Annotated in this window: 2 protein-coding genes; one reads left to right on the top strand and one right to left on the bottom strand. The window is 69.7% G+C overall.

Going from position 1 to position 1,414, the window contains the following annotated elements; genetic code table 11:
* Window positions 1–226 precede the first annotated feature (226 nt).
* The gene (locus ABTZ94_RS37560; RefSeq protein WP_351207955.1) at window positions 227–886 is read left to right on the top strand and encodes a DUF4232 domain-containing protein; all 660 of its coding nucleotides are present in this window, start codon (window positions 227–229) and stop codon (window positions 884–886) included.
* A gap of 301 nt (window positions 887–1,187) precedes the next feature.
* Here the strand turns inward: ABTZ94_RS37560 and ABTZ94_RS37555 are convergent, their stop codons facing one another.
* Window positions 1,188–1,337, bottom strand: coding sequence for a hypothetical protein (locus ABTZ94_RS37555; protein ID WP_351207953.1), 150 nt, complete (start codon window positions 1,335–1,337; stop codon window positions 1,188–1,190).
* Window positions 1,338–1,414 lie beyond the last annotated feature (77 nt).

Raw genomic sequence — 1,414 nt, 5'->3', positions numbered from 1 at the left:
CCTACCCCCAAACCCCCCCCGGGGCCCCCCCCCCCCCACCCCCCCCCCCCCCCCCCGGCCCCCCCCCCCCCCCCCCCCCCGCCAGCCGCCCCGCCCCCCCGGCCCCCCCCCCCGGCCGGGGGGGCCGCCACGGGACCCCTGGGCCATCAGATCCGCCGCACGACGAGCGGGCGGAGTGGCCGCCGCACGCGGTAGCACCCAATACCGAACGTCCTGAGGAAGCAACGTGACGCACCGTAGAACCCTCCTTGTCGCGCTCGCCTGTTGTGCCGCTCTGACCGGGTGCACGAGCCACTCACCGGACGGCGGCCCGCCTGAGGCTGGCTCCACGTCCCCGACGTCGTCCGTAACCGGCCCGGGGTCCGTCGACAGTGGCGCCTCCGGTCCCTCCAGCGAGCCGACGCCGACACCGACCGCGTCCGGCGGCACGAGGACGGCGGTGTCATCGCCGACCGTACCGACGGTGAGACGCTGCCATACCTCCGAAGTGAGGGCGTCCCTCGGCCCCAACCGTCCCGGAGCCGGGCAGTCAAGCTTCGCTATCGTATTGACCAACGGATCCAGCCACACCTGCACGCTGTACGGCTTCCCGGGCGTGGCGTTCGTCAACGCCGCCGGTGAGGCCGTCACCCCGGACCCCGAGCGAGCCACCGATCAGCAGGAACAGGCTGTGACGCTCAGCCCGGGAGACAGCGCTTGGTCGACGCTGGCATACACCAATCCAGCGGTTACCGGCGCCACCACTGTCACACCGGCGGCCCTGCTCGTCACCCCGCCCGACGAAACCGCTCCGATCTCAGTCCGCTGGACCGGGGGCAAGGTCTCCAACACGGGGAAGGCGTCGGTGCCCTGGGTGAGCCCCCTCATGCCAGGCAATGGCGCCTGACTCCGCCGAGCGCGGGAGCGGGATGCGGCCAGTTGCCGCTGGCTGCCAGGGTTGACACACATACTCCAGACCCTGATTGCCGCGCCGGAGACTTCCGGCTGAATCTCTGACACCCGAGGGGCGGGATCGGTGCGCCGACGCTGTAGCTGTACCGGATGGCGTCTGCAACTTCGGTCATGCAGGGCCGCCGAGCAACTCGACGACCACGCCGGGCTGACGCAGGTGAAACCGGCGGCGACGGACCGTGCCAGCTTCATCTCTGATCGAGATTGAAGTTCCCCCGGTGTGCGGGAGGTGCTAGTCAGCCGGTCAGAGCGGGTTGACGGATTTTCAGATTCAGCGGTTCGGCCGTCGCCTGTTCGGCGTAGTACTTCTCCTCGAACTCGATCGGGCTGAGCCAGCCGAGCCGTTCCTGGATGCGGCGACCGTTATAGCTTGTCCTACCTTTCAAGCGGGTCGGATCTGATCATTCGTAGGATCGGGGAAGCCCAGGGGTTCCGGGTATGGCTGTGAGCTTGTCGCCGCTTG

Origin of the sequence: Streptomyces sp. NPDC002785 (genome assembly GCF_040295565.1) — a bacterium.
Classification (GTDB): Bacteria; Actinomycetota; Actinomycetes; order Streptomycetales; family Streptomycetaceae; genus Streptomyces.
The sequence above is the reverse complement of the archived record's forward strand: the minus strand, read 5'-3'. Positions and strand labels throughout refer to the sequence as shown.